Annotated in this window: 12 protein-coding genes, 2 tRNA genes and 3 rRNA genes; 13 read left to right on the top strand and 4 right to left on the bottom strand. The window is 67.0% G+C overall.

The window, feature by feature from the left end; genetic code table 11:
- Nucleotides 1-344: 344 nt before the first annotated feature.
- Nucleotides 345-415: transfer RNA gene (locus Dvina_RS47875), tRNA-Gly, on the bottom strand.
- Nucleotides 416-540: 125 nt separating this feature from the next.
- Between Dvina_RS47875 and Dvina_RS47870 the strand changes: the two genes are divergently transcribed.
- The 9 genes from Dvina_RS47870 (at nt 541) to rrf (ending at nt 12073) form a co-directional block, all read left to right on the top strand.
- Nucleotides 541-614: transfer RNA gene (locus Dvina_RS47870), tRNA-Pro, on the top strand.
- A gap of 65 nt (nt 615-679) precedes the next feature.
- Entirely contained in the window at nt 680-2050 is a 1371-nt protein-coding gene (gene tig / locus Dvina_RS47865; RefSeq protein WP_223098451.1) for a trigger factor, read from the top strand.
- Nucleotides 2051-2181: 131 nt separating this feature from the next.
- Entirely contained in the window at nt 2182-2832 is a 651-nt protein-coding gene (locus Dvina_RS47860; RefSeq protein ID WP_223098450.1) for an ATP-dependent Clp protease proteolytic subunit, read from the top strand.
- Nucleotides 2833-2843: 11 nt separating this feature from the next.
- Nucleotides 2844-3503: an ATP-dependent Clp protease proteolytic subunit gene (locus Dvina_RS47855; protein ID WP_223098449.1), complete on the top strand. Its 660-nt coding sequence runs from the start codon at nt 2844-2846 to the stop codon at nt 3501-3503.
- A gap of 243 nt (nt 3504-3746) precedes the next feature.
- Nucleotides 3747-5045 (top strand): ATP-dependent Clp protease ATP-binding subunit ClpX, encoded by a 1299-nt coding sequence (clpX, locus tag Dvina_RS47850; protein WP_223098447.1) that lies wholly within the window; start codon nt 3747-3749, stop codon nt 5043-5045.
- A gap of 17 nt (nt 5046-5062) precedes the next feature.
- On the top strand, nt 5063-5857 hold the full coding sequence (locus Dvina_RS47845; protein ID WP_223098445.1) for a carbon-nitrogen hydrolase family protein: 795 nt from the start codon (nt 5063-5065) through the stop codon (nt 5855-5857).
- A 983-nt stretch (nt 5858-6840) separates the two neighbouring features.
- Nucleotides 6841-8355: ribosomal RNA gene (locus Dvina_RS47840) — 16S ribosomal RNA — on the top strand.
- A gap of 366 nt (nt 8356-8721) precedes the next feature.
- Nucleotides 8722-11832 (top strand): 23S ribosomal RNA (locus tag Dvina_RS47835).
- Between the two features lie 124 nt (nt 11833-11956).
- Nucleotides 11957-12073 (top strand): 5S ribosomal RNA (rrf, locus tag Dvina_RS47830).
- The 16S, 23S and 5S rRNA genes sit together here, the layout of an rRNA operon.
- A gap of 185 nt (nt 12074-12258) precedes the next feature.
- Here the strand turns inward: rrf and Dvina_RS47825 are convergent.
- Nucleotides 12259-12900 carry a hypothetical protein gene (locus tag Dvina_RS47825; protein WP_223098443.1) on the bottom strand — a complete coding sequence of 214 codons (642 nt, stop codon included), beginning with the start codon at nt 12898-12900 and terminating at the stop codon, nt 12259-12261.
- Nucleotides 12901-12976: 76 nt separating this feature from the next.
- Nucleotides 12977-13876 (bottom strand): hypothetical protein, encoded by a 900-nt coding sequence (locus Dvina_RS47820; protein WP_223098441.1) that lies wholly within the window; start codon nt 13874-13876, stop codon nt 12977-12979.
- A gap of 73 nt (nt 13877-13949) precedes the next feature.
- Between Dvina_RS47820 and Dvina_RS47815 the strand changes: the two genes are divergently transcribed.
- Genes Dvina_RS47815 through Dvina_RS47800 form a run of 4 tightly spaced genes read left to right on the top strand, consistent with a single transcriptional unit; the run spans nt 13950 to nt 19235 of the window.
- Entirely contained in the window at nt 13950-16583 is a 2634-nt protein-coding gene (locus Dvina_RS47815) for a valine--tRNA ligase (RefSeq protein WP_223098439.1), read from the top strand.
- On the top strand, nt 16580-17905 hold the full coding sequence (locus Dvina_RS47810; RefSeq protein ID WP_223098437.1) for a bifunctional folylpolyglutamate synthase/dihydrofolate synthase: 1326 nt from the start codon (nt 16580-16582) through the stop codon (nt 17903-17905). Before Dvina_RS47815 ends, Dvina_RS47810 begins: the two co-directional genes overlap by 4 nt.
- Entirely contained in the window at nt 17902-18270 is a 369-nt protein-coding gene (locus Dvina_RS47805; protein ID WP_223098435.1) for a DUF4233 domain-containing protein, read from the top strand. Before Dvina_RS47810 ends, Dvina_RS47805 begins: the two co-directional genes overlap by 4 nt.
- Nucleotides 18270-19235, top strand: a complete 966-nt coding sequence (locus Dvina_RS47800; protein WP_223098434.1) for a helix-turn-helix transcriptional regulator — start codon at nt 18270-18272, stop codon at nt 19233-19235. Before Dvina_RS47805 ends, Dvina_RS47800 begins: the two co-directional genes overlap by 1 nt.
- On the opposite strand, the gene Dvina_RS47795 is transcribed toward Dvina_RS47800, so the two are convergent.
- Nucleotides 19224-21758, bottom strand: a complete 2535-nt coding sequence (locus Dvina_RS47795; RefSeq protein ID WP_223098433.1) for a VOC family protein — start codon at nt 21756-21758, stop codon at nt 19224-19226. The two genes, Dvina_RS47800 and Dvina_RS47795, sit on opposite strands and share 12 nt — an antisense overlap.
- Between the last annotated feature and the right edge of the window lie 37 nt (nt 21759-21795).

The following is a 21795-nucleotide window of genomic DNA, read 5'->3' as shown; positions in this document are numbered from 1 at the left end:
ACCGCCGCGCCGGCCGATACCGGTGCTCGCGCCGCCGCCAGGCCGAGCTTGATCGGCGTTCACTCACGGCCCCCGTTACCGCCCAGCGCACACGCTGCATGAGCATTTCACGGTCTGGCTCTATCGGTGTAACGGCAGCCGTGCGCTCATGGGCGGCGAGACGTGACGGCCTACCGCTTGTCCGGTGCTCGTGACCAGGTCGGTGCCGCATGTGTACCTCGAGTGCACCGGAAGCTGGCGGCGCTGCGGAACCGGCTGGAGTCCGGCCCGCCCACTGGCACGCCGGCCCGGAAGCGATCGAGAAAAACGCAACCCCAGGCCGTTGACCTGGGGTTGAGTAGAAGAGCGGGCGAGGAGAATCGAACTCCCACCGTCAGTTTGGAAGACTGAAGCTCTGCCATTGAGCTACGCCCGCGTCGCGCGCCCTAGCGTACCCAATCGCCGGGCTCTCGGTCAGTGGTGGGGTCCACCCAGTGCGACACCGGCATACCGAGCGGCACTCTCCACGGCGGAGCGCATACACTTGCCGACGCACACCACCGGGGTGTAGCGCAGTTTGGTAGCGCACTCGCTTTGGGAGCGAGGGGCCGTGGGTTCAAATCCCGCCACCCCGACCGGGAACGACACCAGCGTGCCGTCAGTCCGAACACACACGTCGTAGTACGAGGGAGAAGGTTCTGTGAAGAGCACCGTCGAGACACTGAGCCCGACTCGCGTGCGGCTCGAAATCGAGGTGCCGTTCGCTGAGCTCGAGCCGAGCCTCAAGAAGGCGTACCGCGAGATCGGGTCCCAGGTCAACATCCCGGGGTTCCGGCGGGGGAAGGTGCCCTCGGCCGTCATCGACCAGCGGGTCGGGCGGGGAGCGGTCCTGAACGAGGCCGTTCAGGAGGTCATCCCGACGCAGATCCTGGCCGCGGTGCGCGAGCACGAGGTGAAGACGCTCGGGCGGCCCGAGGTCGAGATCACGGAGTTCGCCGACGGGCAGCCGTTGAAGTTCACGGCCGAGGTGGACGTGCGGCCGGAGATCACGCTGCCGGACATGAACGACATCACCGTGACCGTCGACGCGCTCACGATCTCCGAAGAGGACGTCGATGAGCAGCTCAAGGGGCTGCGGGACCGGTTCGCGACGCTGAAGACCGTGGAGCGCACCGCGCTCGTCGGCGACTACGTCCAGATCGACCTCGTGGCGACGGTCGACGGCGAAGAGGTGGCGGGCGGCTCGGCGACGAACGTTTCGCACGAGGTCGGCAGCGGCCAGCTGGTCCCGGGCCTGGACGACGTGCTGGTGGGCATGGGCGCCGGCGACTCGACGACGTTCACCACGCAGCTGGTGGGCGGGGAGTTCGAGGGGCGCGACGCCGAGGTCTCGGTGACCGTGAAGTCGGTCAAGGACAAGCAGCTGCCCGCGGTGGACGACGAGTTCGCCCAGCTCGCCAGCGAGTTCGACACGCTTGACGAGCTCAAGGACGACCTGCGCGCGCGGCTCACCCGGGTGAAGCGCATGGAGCAGCTGTACTCCGCGCGTGACCTCGCGCTCAAGGCGGTCATCGAGGCCACCGACGTCCCGGCGCCCGAGGGTGTGGTGAAGGACGAGGTCGAGTCCCGGAAGGAGTCGATGAACGACCAGCTCCAGCGGATCGGGGCCTCGTTCGACGACTACCTGCAGACCGAGGGCAAGACCGAGGAGGAGATGGACGCCGAGCTCAACGAGGCGGCCGTCGAGGGCGTGAAGGTGCAGCTGGTGCTCGACACCCTGGCCGACGCCGAGGACATCCAGGTCAGCGACGACGAGTTCGGGCACGAGATCGTGCACCGGGCGCAGCGGGCCGGGGTCGGGCCGCAGCAGTACTACGACCAGCTGGTCCAGGCCGGCGTCGCCGGCGCCGTCTTCGGTGACGTGCGCCGCGGCAAGGCGCTGGGGGTCGTGCTCGAGCGGGTGAAGATCGTCGACAGCGAGGGCACCGCGCTCAGCCTGGACGACCTGCGCGGCGCGGTCGACGACCACGAGGGTCACGATCACGGCGACCACGAGGGTCACAACCACTAACGTTGTAGGCCGGGGCAAAAGCCCCGGCCTTCACCACGGTGCGCTCATAGCGAAATGCGGTGAGCATGGGAAGCTGCGGCCCCCCGCACCGGTTAGGGTCGGCAAGTACAAGACTCTTGCGAAGGGCTGCCATGACCGACCTGCATATTCCAGCGTCGCCAGTCAGTCCCGCGCCCCACGGGCGCGGTCGGGGCGCGGACTCGAGCCTGACGCTCGACGACTCGGTGTTCAACCGGCTGCTCAAGGAGCGAATCGTCTTCCTGGGCAGCGAGGTCAACGATCAGGTTGCCAACCGGATCTGCGCCCAGATGCTGCTGCTCGCCGCCGAGGACGACGAGCGGGACATCTGGCTGTACATCAACTCGCCCGGTGGCTCCGTCTACTCGGGCATGGCGATCTACGACATCATGCAGTTCGTCACGAATGACGTGGCGACTGTCGCGATGGGTATGGCCGCCTCGATGGGCCAGCTCCTGCTGTGCGCGGGAGCGCCGGGCAAGCGCATGGCGCTGCCGCACGCGCGGATCATGATGCACCAGCCGTCCGGCGGCATCGGGGGCACGGCCTCCGACATCGCCATCCAGGCCGAGCAGATGCTCTACACGAAGCGCATGTTCCAGGAGCGCGTGGCGCACCACACCGGTCAGTCGCTCGAGCAGATCGAGGCCGACTCCGACCGCGACCGCTGGTTCACCGCCGAAGAGGCGCGGGACTACGGCTTCATCGACAAGGTGATCACCGGGGCCCAGCAGGCTCCGGAAGGCGCCGGAACCCTGGCCTGAGGAGCGAAGCCATGACCGATCTGAGCCTGCCCCCGGCGCTGCGCGAGGTGCACAACCGCTACATCCTGCCGTCGTACGTCGAGCGGACGTCCTACGGCATCAAGGAGACGAACCCGTACAACAAGCTGTTCGAGGACCGGATCATCTTCCTCGGCGTGCAGATCGACGACGCGTCGGCCAACGACGTGATGGCGCAGCTGCTGACGCTGGAGAGCACGGAGCCGGACCGCGACATCACGCTCTACATCAACTCGCCCGGTGGCTCGTTCACGGCCATGACGGCGATCTACGACACGATGCTGTACGTCCGGCCGGACATCCTCACGGTGTGCCTCGGTCAGGCGGCCAGCGCGGCGGCGGTACTGCTCGCGGCCGGCACGCCCGGCAAGCGGCTCGCGCTGCCCCACTCGCGGATCATCATCCACCAGCCGGCCACCGAGGGCGGCTACGGGCAGGGCTCGGACATCGAGATCCAGGCCCGGGAGATCATGCGGATGCGGACCCAGCTCGAGGACATGGTGTCGCGGCACTCCGGCCAGCCGGTCGAGAAGGTTCGCAAGGACATCGACCGGGACAAGATCCTGACGGCCGACGAGGCCAAGGAGTACGGCCTGGTCGACAACGTTCTGGTCAGCCGGAAGAAGTCCAGCCTGGTGTCGTCGGGCAGCTGACGCCCGGCCGTGCAACACTCCCTCGGCTCGCCCTAACCTGGAGGTTGGGCGAGCCGATGGGGTTGTCGGGCGGGTGGTGTCGGGGGCCCGGCCAAAAAGACACCCCCGCGCAGGGGGTCGGAATACGAGCCACTACCAGGTAACGTCAAGGCAAGCAGGCAGCGCGGCCGCAGAGCCGCTCGCGCGGCGAGGCACGATTTTCGATCCGGACGCAGGGTCCGGCCGAAGGCAGGGAGATCGTAGGTGGCACGGATCGGCGACGGCGGCGACCTACTGAAGTGCTCCTTCTGTGGCAAGTCGCAGAAGCAGGTGAAGAAGCTGATCGCCGGTCCCGGCGTCTACATCTGCGATGAATGCATTGATCTCTGCAACGAGATCATCGAAGAAGAGCTGGCGGAGTCGGGCGACGTCAAGTTCGACGAGCTCCCCAAGCCGATGGAGATCTGCTCCTTCCTCGACCAGTACGTTGTCGGGCAGGACCAGGCCAAGAAGGCCCTCGCGGTGGCGGTCTACAACCACTACAAGCGGGTGCAGGCGGAGTCCGGCGGCAGCGGGGGCGGCGACGGCGTCGAGCTCGCCAAGTCCAACATCCTGCTCATCGGCCCCACCGGGTGCGGCAAGACCCACCTGGCCCAGACGCTCGCGCGGATGCTCAACGTCCCGTTCGCCATCGCCGACGCCACCGCGCTCACCGAGGCCGGATACGTCGGCGAGGACGTCGAGAACATCCTGCTGAAGCTGATCCAGGCGGCCGACTACGACATCCGCCGGGCCGAGACCGGCATCGTGTACATCGACGAGGTCGACAAGATCGCCCGCAAGTCGGAAAACCCGTCGATCACTCGCGATGTGTCCGGCGAGGGCGTTCAGCAGGCACTGCTCAAAATCATCGAGGGTACCGTCGCGAACGTCCCGCCCCAGGGTGGACGGAAGCACCCGCACCAGGAGTTCATCCAGATCGACACGTCCAACGTGCTGTTCATCTGCGGTGGTGCCTTCGCCGGCCTCGACCGGATCGTCCAGCAGCGAGTCGGCAAGGGCGGCACCGGATTCGGCGCCAACCTCCGCTCGATCACCGACCGGACGGCCGACGACTCCTTCAGCGACGTCATGCCCGAAGACATGCTCAAGTTCGGCCTGATCCCCGAGTTCATCGGGCGGCTCCCGGTCATCACGAGCGTGAAGAGCCTCGACCGTGACGCGCTGGTGAAGATCCTGACCGAGCCGCGCAACGCGCTGGTCCGGCAATACCAGCGGCTGTTCGAGCTCGACGGGGTCGAGCTGGAGTTCGCGCCGGAGGCCCTCGAGTCGATCGCCGACCAGGCCATCCTCCGCGGCACCGGCGCCCGTGGGCTGCGGGCCATCATGGAGGAGGTGCTGCTCTCCGTGATGTACGAGGTGCCGAGCAACCCCAACATCGCCCGGGTGCAGATCACCCGCGAGGTCGTGCTCGAGAAGGTCATCCCGACGATCGTGCCGCGAGACCTGGGCGCGCACCGGGTGGGCCGTCGCCGGGCCGACCGCGAGGAGAAGTCCGCCTGACCTGATGGAGTGCCGGGATGCGGGTTGCCGTATGTCAGCTCAATGCGCGCGACGACCGGGCTGAGAACCTCAAGGCGGCCCGAAACCTCCTCCAGCGGGCTGCCGACGGGGGAGCGGACATTGCGGTGCTCCCTGAGTACGTGGACTACCTCGGGCGGGCCCACACGGCTCCCGCACCCGAGTCCGTCGACGGCGAGTTCGGCACGTTCTTCGCCGACGCCGCGCGCGAACTCGGGATGTGGGTCCACGCCGGCTCCTTCCACGAGACCGGACCCGACCCCGAGCACACCTACAACACAACGCTCGTCTTCGATCGATCGGGCGCGCTCGCCGCGACCTATCGAAAGATCCACCTCTATGACGTGGAGATCCCCGGCCGCGTCTCGTACCGCGAATCAGCGACCGTCGCGCCCGGCGCCGCGACGAGCAGTGTCGATGTCGAGCGGATCCGGCTGGGCCTGTCGATCTGTTACGACCTGCGATTTCCTGAGTTGTACCGCCAGCTGGCCATCGACGGCGCCACGGTCCTCGTCGTGCCGGCGGCGTTCATGCTCCACACGGGCCGGGACCACTGGGAGGTCCTGCTCCGCGCGCGAGCCATCGAAAACCAGTGTTACGTGCTCGCGGCCGGACAGATCGGCAACCACGATCCCGACCGCACCTGCTTCGGCCGCAGCATGGTGGTCGACCCGTGGGGAACCGTCATCGCCCAGGCCCCCGACATCCCCGGCGTGACCTTCGCCGAACTCGATCTCGAGCGCCTGGCCGAGATCCGCGAGACGCTCCCGAGCCTCGCCAACCGCCGCCTCTAGAGGCGCACCGCCAGAGCCGGCGAATCCCAGTCACCGAGAGGGCGTTCCCAAGGGGAGCGCTCCAGCCGCGCAACCGCAGCCGCGTCGCTCGACCGGGCGCACGTCGGGCAGCCGCGCTCGCGCCGGCAAGTCGGCGCTCCGTCGGGGAGCGGCTCCGTTGCGAGGGGGAGCTCTATGACCGGCGTGGGTTTTGTCGTGCGGGGGCGGCGGCCGTGGGGAGCTCGGGGTCTCCGGAGGCGCGCGGCACCCATCGGCTGGTTCGCCAAACGGCGGGATAACCCGTCTGTACAGGCGATTTGACTCTCGCTGCGGGCCTCCGTAAGGTTCTCCAAGTCCGAGGGGGTGGGCGGAAACGCCCGGTTCGTCGGATTGGTACCTCCAGGGTGGTGCGGGAAGCGATTTGCGAACGCGAAGCCGACCAGGTAAGGTACTCCAGCCGGTAGGGAACCGGGCGAGCTCGCAAGAGCTGGCCGGCCTACCGAATCCCCGAGCAGATCTGGCGCCGGAAACGGCGCGGATGAGCTGTGCGGGGAGAGCGGTAAGGGAAGTCAGAAAGCGGAAAACGCGGACTTGACAGAACGAACCGAGCTGGTAAAGTAGACAAGCCGGACGCGAGCCGGGCGGGCAAGACGAGCGACAAGCTCCACTGCCGGTCGGTGCGAACGGATCTCCCGAAACAAGATCACCGGAAACGGTGTACTTGGTATGCTCGGGAAAAGCCGCTGAAAGTAAAGAGATCGGAAACGGTCTTGACAACTGGAAGCGACCTGGTAAAGTAGAGAAGTTGCCCCGGATGAGGCAAGCGAGCGATCGCGAGACTCAGCGGTGTGTGTTGGTTGTTTGAGAACTCAACAGGGTGCTTGTTAAGCCAGTGCCAATTGAAATTTACCCCGTGGCATGGGCTCCACATGTGGAGTGTGTGTCTGGGATTCCTTTGGTGACAACTAGTTTGTTGCCGGGTGATTGATTCACCAACGCAGATTTTGTTGGAGAGTTTGATCCTGGCTCAGGACGAACGCTGGCGGCGTGCTTAACACATGCAAGTCGAGCGGAAAGGCCCTTCGGGGTACTCGAGCGGCGAACGGGTGAGTAACACGTGAGTAACCTGCCCTAGGCTTTGGGATAACCCTCGGAAACGGGGGCTAATACCGAATATTCATGGACTGCGGCATCGTGGTTTGTGGAAAGTTTTTCGGCCTGGGATGGGCTCGCGGCCTATCAGCTTGTTGGTGGGGTGATGGCCTACCAAGGCGACGACGGGTAGCCGGCCTGAGAGGGCGACCGGCCACACTGGGACTGAGACACGGCCCAGACTCCTACGGGAGGCAGCAGTGGGGAATATTGCACAATGGGCGGAAGCCTGATGCAGCGACGCCGCGTGAGGGATGAAGGCCTTCGGGTTGTAAACCTCTTTCGACAGGGACGAAGCGCAAGTGACGGTACCTGGAGAAGAAGCGCCGGCCAACTACGTGCCAGCAGCCGCGGTAAGACGTAGGGCGCGAGCGTTGTCCGGATTTATTGGGCGTAAAGAGCTCGTAGGCGGCTTGTTGCGTCAGCTGTGAAAACCCGCAGCTCAACTGTGGGCTTGCAGCTGATACGGGCAGGCTTGAGTTCGGTAGGGGAGACTGGAATTCCTGGTGTAGCGGTGAAATGCGCAGATATCAGGAGGAACACCGGTGGCGAAGGCGGGTCTCTGGGCCGATACTGACGCTGAGGAGCGAAAGCGTGGGGAGCGAACAGGATTAGATACCCTGGTAGTCCACGCTGTAAACGTTGGGCGCTAGGTGTGGGGGGCCTCTCCGGTTCTCTGTGCCGCAGCTAACGCATTAAGCGCCCCGCCTGGGGAGTACGGCCGCAAGGCTAAAACTCAAAGGAATTGACGGGGGCCCGCACAAGCGGCGGAGCATGCGGATTAATTCGATGCAACGCGAAGAACCTTACCTGGGTTTGACATGTGCGCTAAAGCCGTGGAGACACGGTGTCCTTCGGGGGCGTTCACAGGTGGTGCATGGCTGTCGTCAGCTCGTGTCGTGAGATGTTGGGTTAAGTCCCGCAACGAGCGCAACCCTTGTTCGATGTTGCCAGCGGTTCGGCCGGGGACTCATCGAAGACTGCCGGGGTCAACTCGGAGGAAGGTGGGGATGACGTCAAGTCATCATGCCCCTTATGTCCAGGGCTTCACGCATGCTACAATGGCCGGTACAAAGGGCTGCGATACCGTGAGGTGGAGCGAATCCCAAAAAGCCGGTCTCAGTTCGGATCGGGGTCTGCAACTCGACCCCGTGAAGTCGGAGTCGCTAGTAATCGCAGATCAGCAACGCTGCGGTGAATACGTTCCCGGGCCTTGTACACACCGCCCGTCACGTCACGAAAGTCGGCAACACCCGAAGCCGGTGGCCCAACCCTTGTGGAGGGAGCCGTCGAAGGTGGGGCTGGCGATTGGGACGAAGTCGTAACAAGGTAGCCGTACCGGAAGGTGCGGCTGGATCACCTCCTTTCTAAGGAGCACCTTCAGGCGAAAGCCTGCAAGGAGCCCGCACCGCCCGAATGTGGTGGTGGGGTGCTCAATGGCGGAGACACTGGCGAAGGTCCTGCGGACAACGGTCCCGGAATCGAGTACAGCCGGCCTCGTGAGAGGTTGGAGTGGAAATGGTTCTGGTATGCGGTTCGTGGCGATCGTATAGGCACCCTGTTGGGTCCTGAAACAATCAGCGCGGTGACGTGGTTGGTTGGTTTCAGACGAGATCTGCACCGGTTCAAGGACCACGATATGTGAATGTCGAAGGCTTGGGCTGATACGACGGTGTGGGTTCTGGTGTTGGTTGAGAATTGCACAGTGGATGCGAGCATCTTTATTGCTTTGTGGTCAAGTTGCTGAGGGCGTACGGTGGATGCCTTGGCACCAGGAGCCGATGAAGGACGTGGGAGGCCGCGATAGGCCTGGGGGAGCTGTCAACCGAGCTGTGATCCCAGGGTGTCCGAATGGGGGAACCCGGCACCAGTCATGTGGTGTCACTCCTGCCTGAACACATAGGGCAGTGAGGGGGAACGCGGGGAAGTGAAACATCTCAGTACCCGCAGGAAGAGAAAACAACATGTGATTCCGTGAGTAGTGGCGAGCGAAAGCGGAAGAGGCTAAACCAGGCATGTGTGATACCCGGCAGGGGTTGCATGTTTGGGGTTGTGGGACGTGCCTTGCTTGGTCTGCCGGCCTTGCGCACAGTCAGAAAATCAAGGGTTAGTTGAAGTCAGCTGGAAAGCTGTACCGTAGACGGTGAGAGTCCGGTAGACGAAAATTCTTGATCTGTGTTGGTGTGTTCCCGAGTAGCGGCGGACTCCTGAAATCTGCCGTGAATCTGCCAGGACCACCTGGTAAGCCTAAATACTCCCTGGTGACCGATAGCGGACGAGTACCGTGAGGGAAAGGTGAAAAGTACCCCGGGAGGGGAGTGAAATAGTACCTGAAACCGTGCGCCTACAATCCGTCGGAGCGTCCTTGCCTTTTGGGGTGAGGGGTGACGGCGTGCCTTTTGAAGAATGAGCCTGCGAGTTAGCGATACGTGGCGAGGTTAACCCGTGTGGGGGAGCCGTAGCGAAAGCGAGTCTGAATAGGGCGTTCAGTCGCGTGTCCTAGACCCGAAGCGGAGTGATCTAGCCATGGGCAGGCTGAAGCGCGGGTAAGACCGCGTGGAGGGCCGAACCCACCAACGTTGAAAAGTTGGGGGATGACCTGTGGTTAGGGGTGAAAGGCCAATCAAACTCCGTGATAGCTGGTTCTCCCCGAAATGCATTTAGGTGCAGCGTCACGTGTTTCTTGCCGGAGGTAGAGCACTGGATGGCCTAGGGGGCCTACAAGCTTACTGAAGTCAACTAAACTCCGAATGCCGGTAAGTGAGAGCGTGGCAGTGAGACTGCGGGGGATAAGCTTCGTAGTCGAGAGGGAAACAGCCCAGATCACCAGCTAAGGCCCCTAAGCGTGTGCTAAGTGGTAAAGGATGTGGGGTCGCATAGACAACCAGGAGGTTGGCTTAGAAGCAGCCACCCTTGAAAGAGTGCGTAATAGCTCACTGGTCAAGTGGTTCCGCGCCGACAATGTAGCGGGGCTCAAGCACACCGCCGAAGCTGTGGCATTCACACGTGTACTAGGCCTTCGTGGTCCAGGTGTGTGGATGGGTAGGGGAGCGTCGTGTCACCGGTGAAGCGGCGGAGTGATCCAGCCGTGGAGGTGACGCGAGTGAGAATGCAGGCATGAGTAGCGAAAGCAGGGTGAGAAACCCTGCCGCCGGATGACCAAGGGTTCCAGGGCCAGGCTAATCCGCCCTGGGTGAGTCGGGGCCTAAGGCGAGGCCGAGAGGCGTAGTCGATGGACAACGGGTTGATATTCCCGTACCCGCGTAGAAGCGTCCATGCTGAACCTGCTTGTACTAACGTCACAATGGCTTGAACCTTTCGGGGGGATGGCCGGCGTTTCGGAACTCGGGTGGTAGTAGGCAAGCGATGGGGTGACGCAGGAGGGTAGCTGGACCCGGCCGGTGGTTGTGCCGGGGCAAGCGTGTAGCCCGTGCTGTAGGCAAATCCGCAGCACATGAGGGTGAGGCGTGATGCGGAGCCGTTCAGGTGAAGCCAGTGATCCCATGCTGCCGAGAAAAGCCTCTAGCGAGTTTCGAGCGGCCCGTACCCCAAACCGACACAGGTGGTCAGGTAGAGAATACCGAGGCGATCGGGCGAACTGTGGTTAAGGAACTCGGCAAATTGCCCCCGTAACTTCGGGAGAAGGGGGGCCACCGATGGTGAGACCACGTGCTGGTGGAGCGGTTGGTGGCCGCAGAGACCAGGGGGAAGCGACTGTTTACTAAAAACACAGGTCCATGCTAAGTCGTAAGACGACGTATATGGACTGACGCCTGCCCGGTGCTGGAACGTTAAGGGGACCTGTTAGTCCGTGAGGGCGAAGCGGAGAACTTAAGCGCCAGTAAACGGCGGTGGTAACTATAACCATCCTAAGGTAGCGAAATTCCTTGTCGGGTAAGTTCCGACCTGCACGAATGGCGTAACGACTTCCCCACTGTCTCAACCACAGGCCCGGCGAAATTGCACTACGAGTAAAGATGCTCGTTACGCGCGGCAGGACGGAAAGACCCCGGGACCTTCACTATAGCTTGACATTGGTACTCGAATTCGATTGTGTAGGATAGGTGGGAGCCGGTGAAGTCCTCACGCCAGTGGGGGTGGAGGCAAGCTTGAAATACCACTCTGTTGGATTTGGGTATCTAACCTTGGGCCGTGAGCCGGTTCAGGGACAGTGTCTGGTGGGTAGTTTAACTGGGGCGGTTGCCTCCTAAAAGGTAACGGAGGCGCCCAAAGGTTCCCTCAGCCTGGTTGGCAATCAGGTGTTGAGTGCAAGTACACAAGGGAGCTTGACTGCGAGACTGACAGGTCGAGCAGGGACGAAAGTCGGGACTAGTGATCCGGCACTGGCAAGTGGAAGCGGTGTCGCTCAACGGATAAAAGGTACCCCGGGGATAACAGGCTGATCTTCCCCAAGAGTCCATATCGACGGGATGGTTTGGCACCTCGATGTCGGCTCGTCGCATCCTGGGGCTGGAGTAGGTCCCAAGGGTTGGGCTGTTCGCCCATTAAAGCGGTACGCGAGCTGGGTTTAGAACGTCGTGAGACAGTTCGGTCCCTATCCGCCGTGCGCGTAGGATACTTGAGAAGGGCTGTCCCTAGTACGAGAGGACCGGGACGGACGAACCTCTGGTGTGCCAGTTGTCCTGCCAAGGGCACGGCTGGTTGGCTACGTTCGGAAGGGATAACCGCTGAAAGCATCTAAGCGGGAAGCTCGCTTCGAGATGAGGTATCCCACCCCTTGAGGGTTAAGGCCCCCAGCGAGACCACTGGGTTGATAGGCCGGAAGTGGAAGCCTGGTAACAGGTTTGAGCTGACCGGTACTAATAGGCCGAGGACTTGACCTACACTTCGAGTTGTAGAGACTGCTTTGCATCCACTGTGTGATTCTGAACCAATACCAGATCGCACCCACTGAGCCGGGGAAACCCTGGTTGTGGTGGTGTGCGGGGGTTGACAGGTTCATAGTGTTACGGCGGCCATAGCGGAGGGGAAACGCCCGGTCCCATTCCGAACCCGGAAGCTAAGCCCTCCAGCGCCGATGGTACTGCACCCGCGAGAGTGTGGGAGAGTAGGACGCCGCCGGACAATTTTTCCCCTCAGGGGCTCACCGATTGCGGTGGGCCCCTGAGGCGTTTCTGCGTTCAGGAGCAGCAAACGTAGACGCCGCCACGGCATGGAAAACGCGTGGAGTGGCTCTGTCGCCGGCGAGCTGGCGCATGGAAAGGCCGCGCGGTCCAAGCAGTCCGCGCGGCCCTCTGAGCCAGCGATGTCTAGTTTCGGTGCTCCACCGCACTGCGCAGCGCCAGCATCGACTGGGCGGACTCGGGGACGCCGCGGTTGGAGAACAGGGCGACACCCAGTGAGCCGTTGTCCACCCAGCCGCACACCGTCAGCGTCGACTCGTCGACCTTGGTGGTGCCGCAGCGCATCGTGCCGCCCAGCGGGCCCGCGTCGACGTCCCTGGCATCCTTCACACCGCCGGAGTCGTCGGTGACCGTGCTGAAGGCGTCGCTCAGGACGTCGTCCGGCTGCCAGATGCGGGCGGTGCCGGCCACGAGGATGGCGTCGGTGCCGCCGTCGCGGTAGATGAGGCCCACGCTGTTGTCCAGGCTCACCTCGGAGGCGATGGCGTCGCGGATGTACTCGCTGGTGTTCTTGGCGCCGTCGCTCTTGTCCAGGACGAACGAACCGACCTTGTCGGGGGACTTGATCTCGGTGTCGCTCTGGCCCAGGACCCGGAAGACCGTGGGTCCGTAGAAGATGCCGGAGATGAGCAGGGCCGCGCCCGCGACCGAGCCGGCGACGATCGCGATCTTCTTGATCGGCAGGCGGGTCGCCGGAGCGTCGTCCTGGGCGTCATCGTCGTCGTCTTCGAAGTACAGGCCGGCGGGACCGCCGTTGGGGTCGACCATCGGCGCACTCTAGCTGATCCGCAAAGCCGGACGGGGGCGCCGGAGCACCCCCGTCCAACAGCAACCGAAACTCAACTCAACTGCGCGTCTGCACGGCCTCGCGGATGGCGACGATCTGAGTCGACGCCTCGGAGACCGAGCGGCCCATGAAGAGCACGATGCCGACGCTGCCGTGGTCTGACCAGGCGCACATGGACATCTGCAGGGCGGTACCGGTGCCGAGGCTGTATTCGGAACTTCCGCACTTCAGCGTCCCGCCCAACTTGCCGGCGTCGTACTCCTGCGGGGAGCTGACGCTCGTCAGGCCCTGGCCGCTGCCGAAGCCCTTGAACGCGGCGTCGACCTGCGTGCCCGGCGAGAAGAAGGTGCCCGTCGCGGCGACCAGGATCACCATGTGGGTCGGGTCGGAGTCGTCCTTGTTGCCGTACACCCCGGTCTCGATCTCGTCGACGCTGTCGACGCTGCCGCGCAGGTCCGACTCCATGCTCGACTTGAGCGCGTCGGACTGGGGACTGTCCTGCTTGGTCAGGCCGCCGGGCAGCGTCGGCGGGGCGCTCACGTGGGCGCCGGCGTCGCGGAAGATCGGGTAGAACGCCACGCACGCGACTATCGCGCAGACCAGGAACACGCCGCCGATCACGCTCAGCGTGATTTTGAGGCCCTTGCCCTTCTTCGGCGGCGGGGCGGGCGTGTAGCCGAGCGGCGGCCCGACCGGAGGCGGCACGGGGGGCTGCGGGTAGGCCGGCGGCGCGTACGCGGGCTGTCCATAAGGCGGTGGGGCGACCGGCGGCGGCCCGTAGGACGGCTGAGGTGGCGGCGGTGGCTGCTGCCCGTACGACGGCTGAGGCGGCGGCGGTGGCTGCTGGCCGTAGGACGGCGGGGGCGGTGTCCCATACTCCGGAGCGAGGTCGTACGACATCGGCCGGAACGGCTCGGAGCGCGGCTCGTCATCCGGGTTCTGCGGCGCGTAGGTCACCGTCGATCAGTCTCCTGAGTGTAGGGGCAATGGCGAGCGTAGACCCCCTGTGCGACAGTTCTAGACTTTGCGTGTGACGGATACTCCACGCGCGGGGCAGGCAACCTCGGCGCTCTCGGCTCAGTACGCTCCCGGCGAGGTCGAGCAGCGGCGGTATGAGCAATGGGTAGCCGACGGTCTGTTCAAGGCGGACGCGGAAAGCGACAAGCCGCCGTTCTCGATCGTATTGCCGCCGCCGAACGTCACCGGCTCGCTCCACATCGGCCACGCCCTCGACCACTCGATCCAGGACGCCCTCACGCGCCGTAAGCGGATGCAGGGCTACGAGGCGCTGTGGCTGCCGGGCATGGACCACGCCGGCATCGCCACCCAGAACGTGGTCGAGCGCCAGCTGGCCGGGGCCGGGCAGTCCCGGCACGACCTGGGCCGCGAGCCGTTCGTCGAGCGCGTGTGGCAGTGGAAGGCCGAGTCCGGCGGCAAGATCCTGGGCCAGATGACCCGGCTCGGCGACTCCGTGGACTGGAGCCGTGAGCGGTTCACCATGGACGAGGGGCTGTCCCGGGCCGTCATCACGATCTTCAAGCGGCTGTACGACGACGGGCTCATCTACCGGGCGGAGCGGATCATCAACTGGTGCCCGCGGTGCCTGACGGCGCTGTCGGACATCGAGGTCGAGCACTCGGACGACGACGGCGAGCTCGTGTCGATCCGCTACGGCGACGGCGACAACGCGATCGTGGTCGCCACCACGCGGGCCGAGACCATGCTCGGCGACACCGCTGTCGCGGTACACCCGGACGACGAGCGCTACCAGCACCTGATCGGCACCGAGGTCGAGCTCCCGCTGACCGGGCGGCGCATCCCGATCGTCGCCGACACGCACGTGGACCCGGCGTTCGGCACCGGCGCGGTGAAGGTCACGCCGGCCCACGACCCCAACGACTTCGAGATCGGCCAGCGCCACGACCTGCCGAGCCTGACCGTGATGGACGAGCATGGCGTGATCACCGCGCACGGGCCGTTCCTGGGCCTGGACCGGTTCGAGGCGCGCCCGGCGGTCGTGGCGGCGCTGCGCGAAGAGGGCCGGATCGTCGCCGAGAAGCGGCCCTACGTGCACGCCGTCGGGCACTGCTCGCGCTGCGGCACCACCGTCGAGCCGCGGCTGTCGCTGCAGTGGTTCGTGCGGACGGAGCCGCTCGCGAAGGCGGCCGGTGACGCGGTGCGCGACGGGCGGGTCCGGGTCGAGCCGCCGGAGCTGACGAAGCGGTACTTCGGCTGGGTCGACAACATGCACGACTGGTGCATTTCCCGGCAGCTGTGGTGGGGTCACCGGATTCCGGTGTGGTACGGCCCGAACGGCGAGGTCGTGTGCGTCGGCCCCGACGAGGCGGCCCCGACCGGCGACGGCTGGGTGCAGGACGCCGACGTGCTCGACACGTGGTTCAGCTCGGCGCTGTGGCCGTTCTCGACGCTCGGCTGGCCCGACCGGACGCCGGACCTCGCCAAGTTCTATCCGACGAGTGTGCTCGTCACGGGGTACGACATCCTGTTCTTCTGGGTCGCCCGCATGATGATGTTCGGCCTCTACGCGATGGAGGGCCGCCAGCCCTTCGACGTGGTGATGCTGCACGGCATGGTGCGCGACCAGTACGGCAAGAAGATGTCGAAGTCGTTCGGCAACGTCGTCGACCCGCTCGACTGGATCGAGCGCTTCGGCGCCGACGCCACCCGGTTCACGCTGCTGCGCGGGGCCAACCCCGGCGCCGACGTGCCGGTCAGCGAGGAGTGGGTGCAGGGCGCCCGCAACTTCGCCAACAAGCTGTGGAACGCGACCCGCTACGGCCTGTCGGGCGGGGCCACCGTCGAGGGCGACCTGCCCTCAGGGGACGGTCGCGATGGCCTGAGCACCGTCGACAGGTGGATCCTGTCCCGGCTGCAGCACGTCATCGGCGAGGTCGACCAGCAGTTCGAGGCGTTCGAGCTGGCCAAGGTCTGCGACACGCTGTACCACTTCGCGTGGGACGACGTCTGCGACTGGTACCTGGAGCTGACCAAGCCGGTGCTCGCCGGCGACGACGAGGCGGCCAAGGCGCGCACGCGGCGGGTGCTCGGGCACGTGCTGGACAACCTGCACCGGCTGCTGCACCCGATCATGCCGTTCGTGACCGAGGAGCTGTGGACGACGCTCACCGGCCGCCCGACCCTGCTGCGCTCCGAGTGGCCGGCCGCGGACAAGGAGCTCGTCGACGACGCGGCCGAGCGCGAGGTCGCCAGCCTCCAGCAGGTCGTCACCGAGGTGCGCCGGTTCCGGGCCGATCAGGGTGTGAAGCCGGCTCAGCGGGTAGTGGCCCGGCTGGAGGGCCTGGACGCGGCCGGGCTGACCGCCCACGAGGGCCTGATCCGGTCGCTGGCCCGCCTCGACCCCAACGACGAGGACTTCACCGCCACCGCCAAACTGGCCGTCGGGGTGGGGGTCACCGTCGAGCTCGACACGCGCGGCACGATCGACGTGGCCGCCGAGCGGGCCCGGCTGACCAAGGACAAGGCGGCGGCCGAGAAGGAGGCCACGCAGTGCCGGGCCAAGCTCGGCAACGCGGCCTTCACCGACAAGGCACCGGAGGCCGTCGTGGCCAAGATCAAGGATCGGCTGGAGAAGGCCGAGGCCGACCTCGTCCGGATCGACCGGCAGCTGGAAGCGCTCCAATGACCAGGTCTTTCAGTGAGGTCGACGGCGAGCTCAACGCGCGCGGGTTCACCCGGATGGTGTTCGACCTGTCGCGCATCGAGGGGCTGCTCGACTCGCTCGGCAGCCCGCAGCGGGCGTATCCGGCGATCCATCTCACGGGTACCAATGGCAAGACCTCGACCGCCCGGATGATCGACTCGCTGCTGCGGGCGCACGGGCTGCGGACCGGGCGGTACACGAGCCCTCACCTGCAGAGCATCACCGAGCGGATCAGCATCGAGGGCGAGCCGATAAGCGAGGCCAAGTTCGTGGAGGTGTACGAGGAGGTCCAGCCGCTTGCGGAGTTCCTCGACGCCCGCAACGACGCGCCGCTCACCTACTTCGACATGACGACGGCGATGGCGTTCGCGGCGTTCGCCGACGCGCCCGTCGACGTGGCGGTGGTCGAGGTCGGGCTGGGCGGCGCCGACGACTCCACGAACGTGCTGCAGGCGCTGACGACGGTCATCACGCCGATCGGCCTGGACCACACGGAGTGGCTCGGTGACACGATCGAGGAGATCGCCTGGGCCAAGGCCGGGATCGTGCACAAGGGCTCGACGCTGATCTGCGCGCTGCAGCCCGAGGAGGCGATGCGCCCGATCCTGGAGCGCTGCGCGGAAGTGGGTGCGACGCTGGCCCGGGAGGGCCGCGACTTCGGTGTCGTGCACCGCGAGCTGGCCGTCGGCGGTCAGGTCCTCACGCTGCAGGGGCTCTCCGGGGTGTACGAGGGCATCTTCCTGCCCCTGCACGGCGAGCACCAGGCCCAGAACGCGGCGATCGCGCTGGCGGCGGTCGAGGCGTTCCTGGGCGCGGGCTCCGAGCGCGCGCTCAACGCCGAGTCGGTCCGCGACGGCTTCGCCGGGACGACGTCGCCCGGCCGGCTGGAGCGGGTGCGCAACTCGCCGCCGATCCTGCTCGACGCCGCCCACAACGCGCACGGGATGCAGGCCACGGTCCGGGCGCTTACCGAGGAGTTCGCGTTCGCCGGGCTCGTCGCGGTCGTCGCGGCCCTGGCCGACAAGGACGTCGAGGGCATGCTGGAGCTGCTCGAACCCATCACCGAGAGCATCGTGGTGACCCGCAACAGCTCGCCGCGGGCCATGTCGGCGGCGCAGCTCGGCGTGATCGCCGAGGAGCTCTACGGGGGCGATCGCGTGCGGGTGGTACCGAGCCTGCCCGACGCGATCGACGCGGCGGTGGAGCTCGCGGAGAGCGACAACGCCGTCCCCGGCACCATCGGCATCCTCATCACCGGCTCGGTCGTGACCGTCGCCGACGCCCGCGGGCTGCTGAAGCGATGAGCGCGCCCGTGAGCGGCCCGGCCGGGTTGAAGAACCCGGGCGCGGCCGTGCGCGGCGTGGGGGCGGCCGGCCTGGTCGTCGAGGGCGTCGTCCTGCTGCTCGCGCTGCTGCCGCTGGCCAAGCTCGGCCACGGCGACAACACCGCGGCGATCTGGGTCTGCGCCGGCCTGGCCGTCGTGTGCTTCCTGCTCTGCGGGCTGCTGCGGCACGGCTGGGCGTGGACGGCCGGGCTCGTCGTGCAGGTGGCGCTGCTGGCCGGCGGGTTCCTGCACTGGTCGCTGCTCGCGCTCGGGATCGTGTTCGGGCCGGCCTGGCTCTACGCGCTCTACGTGCGCCGGTCGGTCTACGCCAACAAACCGGGCTGATGCGCGCCGGCCGGCTCCTCTCGACGCTGCTGCTGTTGCAGACCCGGGGCCGGCTGACCGCGCAGCAGATCGCCGACGAGCTCGAGGTGTCGGTCCGGACGGTCTACCGCGACATCGAGGCGCTGTCAGCGTCGGGTGTCCCGGTGTACGCCGATCGCGGGCCGGCGGGCGGGTTCGCGCTGCTGGACGGGTATCGGACGAACCTCACCGGCCTCAGCACGGACGAGGCGGCGGCGCTCTTCCTCAACGGCAGCGGCGCCGGAGACCTCGGACTGGGCCGGACGCTCGAGGCGGCCCGGCTCAAGCTGCTCGCCGCGCTGCCCACCGAGCAGCGCACGATGGCCGGGCGCATTCAGGAACGCGTCCACGTGGATGCACCCGGATGGTTCCGCGACCCCGAGGCGCCGCCGCACCTGGAGGCGGTCGCCACCGCTGTCTGGGAGCAACAGCGAATCCGGATTTCGTACTGCAAGTGGGATGGCGAGTCCGTCGAGCGCCCGCTGGCCCCGCTGGGCCTCGTGCTGAAGGGCACCGCCTGGTATCTCGTCGCGACCGGCCGCACCCGCACGAACGCTTTCCGGGTCGCCCGAATCGCCGCCGTCACGGTCCTGGACGAGCATTTCGAGCGGCCCGCCGACTTCGACCTGCGTCAATACTGGGGGGCGTTCGCCGAACGGCTGGAAGAGACGCTGTATTCGGGCGGGTCGGCGACGGTACGGCTGTCACCGCGCGCCGTCCGCCTGTGGTTCCTGCTCGGGCCGGTGGCCGGGCGGGCATTGCGGGACAGCGCTGAGCCGGAGGCCGGTGGGTGGGTGCGGGTGGTGCTGCCGATCCAGTCGATCGAGCATGCCCGGGTCGACTTCGGCCGGTTCGGAGCCGATATCGAGGTGCTCGAGCCGGCCGAGCTCCGCGCGGCGATGCGGGCCACCGCCGAGGCGATGACCCGCCTCTACTCAGCGCCGTAGCTCCCAGCGGGTCAGGGCGATGGCGTGGCCGTCGGGGTCGCGGAAGGTCGCCGAGCACAGCTCCAGCTGCTCGCCCTGCGGCACCACCCGGGGGCGGTGGACGAAGTCGACGCCCTGTTCGCGCAGCCGCTCGTATGCCTCGTAGACGTCGGGGACGTCCAGGTTGAGGTGCACCACCCGGCGGTCGACCGGCGGCATGTCGGCGACCCGGCGCAGGACGACCCGGGCGCTGCCGGTCTCCAGCACCGCGCTGGTGTCGCCGCTGTCGAGCTCGGTGAGGCCGAGCGTGTCGCGGTAGAAGCGGCGGGAGCGCTGCAGGTCGGACACGATGAGCGTGATGCTTACCCCGTTGACGCCGTCGAGCGGCATGGTGGTCGGCTTGCGCGGGCCGGCGGCCAGGAACTCGGCGACCGCCCCGTTGGGCAGCGCCTGCTCCTCGAGCCGGTCGGCGTCCTCCTCGTCCTCGTCGGCGGCGTTCTCGAACTCGGCGAGGTCGACGTGGCCGTCCGAGGGGAGGTAGTGCTCAGTCGCGTACGGGTCCGGCGCCACCGGCTCCCCGTCCTCGTCGTCTTCGTCCTCGACGGGGGCGCGGAACACGGGCGGCGCGCTGTACAGCCCGGCGCCGACCGGCACCGGGCCGCGGCCGTTCGCCGACCAGGCCGACCCGCTCTTGGGCTCCGGCTCGGCATCGATCACCGGCTGGGTGCCGGCCATGGGCTCGGCCGCGGCGGCGGCGGGGTCGGCCAGCTCGCCCTCGATGACCGGGGGCGGGGTGTAGAGGGCCCGGGTCGGGGGCGCCTCGCTCTCGCGGTCCGGGTAGTACGCGACCTGCGGGCGCGGATCGTCGGCGCCCATCCACCACTCGACCTCGGCCCCGGCGTTCGGGTCCGGCTCGGGGGGCGGGACCTGGGAGTCGGACTCCGGGATGGTGAAGGTGTCCGAAGCCTCGACGTCGGGCTCCGCCCGCGTCTCCGGGCGCTCGATGACAGTCGCCTCCGCCGCCCGGGGCATCTCCACCGGCCCGGCGCCCGGCGGTTCGGTGCCAAGCGGTTCGGTGCCGAGCGGCTCGGCGGTCCGGCGCTCGGCCGCCCGGGGGTCGGCGGCCCGGGGGTCGGCGCTCAGCGATTCGGCGCCCGGCGATCCGGTGGTAGGCGATTCAGTGGTCAGCGGGTCGGCGGTCAGGGGTTCGGCGGTCAGCGATTCGGTGGCCAGTGGGTCGGCGGTCAAGGGTTCGGCGGCCGGTGGTTGGGCGGTCAGCGGTTGGGCGGCCGTCGGCTCGGGCTGAGGCTCGGGCGGTGGTGGGGTGAGCGTCGGAGGTAGCGGCGGCGGGTCGGCCGAGACCGGGTGGGAGCGGCCGGGGCGGGTGCGGCGAACGCGGTCGTGCGCGCCCGAGCGCGGGTGCGGGCTGGGGCGGCGGTGACCGCCGGGGCGCGGGGCCGACCGGAGCCGCATGATGATCGGCTCGTCCTCCTCGCCGATCACTGTCGGCCGCTGTGCCTCCGGCTCGTCGGTGATCGTCTCGGTGGCCGTTGCTGCGGCGTCCTCGTCCACCATTGGCTCGGCGGCTGCCGGCTCATCCACCACCGGCTCGGCGGCTTCGCGGGGACCTGGGGCCGGCGTGGCCGCCTCGTCCTCGGTCACCACCGGCCCGGCCGCGGGCGGGGTGGCGTCGAGCGGCTCCAGGGGAGTGTGGCCCGGGCCCTCGCCGTCGCCGCCCAGCGGGGCGGGCGGGTGGTGGACGGGGTCGCCGGCGGCGTGGCGGGGGCGGGTCGCCTGGCGGGGCGGGAAGCCCAGACGCTCGCGGAGGCTCTGGCGCGGGGCGTCGGCCGGGGGCGCCACCGTGGCCACCGCGCCGGCGGGCTCGTCGATCTCGGCCTCGACCGGGGGGAGGTTGGTCAGGGTCGGGGTGTTGTCGGCCGGGAGCTGCGCGTAGGCGTCGGGGCGGCGGTAGGGCTCGTCGGAGTCGTAGGTGTAGTTGTCGCCGGCCGCGCCGTTGCCGCCGCTGAGGTGGGCGGCGTTGAGGGCGGCGAAGTCCTCTTCCAGCTCACCCAGGCTGTTGTCGCCGCCGGAGCGGCCCACCTCCTGGTGGGTCTGGACGCGGTCCCACAGGACGGTGAACTTGCGCGGGTTGCCCTTCAGCACCTGCACGGGGAGGACGGCGCCGCGCTCGGGCCACCGGTCCAGGGGCACGGCCGGGTCGACGCCGGTCACCGAGACGCCGCGGATGCCGGTGGCCGTGATGGTCAGCCGGAGCTTGGCGCGGGCGGACCGGGCCCCCTGGGTCGACGGCGTGGTGATGTCCTCGACGACCGCGGTGCCCTGGACGAACAGCCGGACCCGGTTGCGGTTGTTGATCACCATGAGGGCCACCGGGCCGGCCGCGATCACGAGCACGCCGAGCGCGACCACGAGCGATTTGGACTGGCCCAGGCCGCACATGGCCAAGAACCCGCCGAAGAGCATCAGCGAGGCTATGACCAGTTTCCGGCCGTCGTTCGATGACGCGCCTTTGCTGGACGGCAAGTCGACCTCCCCAGACGACTGACACCAGGCTATGCCT

The organism is Dactylosporangium vinaceum (genome assembly GCF_019904175.1).
Lineage (GTDB): Bacteria > Actinomycetota > Actinomycetes > Mycobacteriales > Micromonosporaceae > Dactylosporangium > Dactylosporangium vinaceum.
This window is presented reverse-complemented; position numbering and strand designations above follow the sequence as displayed.